At 60.8% G+C, this 416-nt stretch carries 1 protein-coding gene; it reads right to left on the bottom strand.

Annotation, left to right across the window (positions count from 1 at the left end):
* Positions 1-416 (bottom strand): helix-turn-helix domain-containing protein (locus tag DID99_RS36940; protein WP_148094732.1); only part of this gene is annotated, 416 nt, incomplete at both ends.

Raw genomic sequence — 416 nt, 5'->3', positions numbered from 1 at the left:
ACGCCTTTGAGGCTGCCGACATAGAACGTATCCTGCGCGCCGCAGTAGCCCGGACATTCGGACTCGAATTCGCCGTGTACTTCCTTCTCGTGCTTGGCGCGTTCGAGCGCGACCAGTTGCGCCTCAGTCAGCACCAACCCTTCCTGGGCGGACTTGGCTTCCAAAGCCTTCAGGCGCTTCGGCATGGTCTCCAGATCATGGCGCAACCAGATGCTACGAACGCCTTGGGGCGAGACGGACAGAGCATGCCGTTTGAGGACCTCGTTGGCGATACGCACTTGACCGTAGGCTGGCAATTCGAGGGCCAGTTCGACAACGGCGGCCTCAACCTGTGGGTCTACGCGGTTCTTGAGCAGCGGCCGGTGGTGGGAAATCTCCTGCAGCGCAGCTTCACCGCCTCGATCGTACAGTTCCTT

The sequence above is a fragment of the Burkholderia sp. Bp8986 genome, assembly GCF_003854225.1.
Taxonomy (GTDB): domain Bacteria; phylum Pseudomonadota; class Gammaproteobacteria; order Burkholderiales; family Burkholderiaceae; genus Burkholderia.
This window is presented reverse-complemented; position numbering and strand designations above follow the sequence as displayed.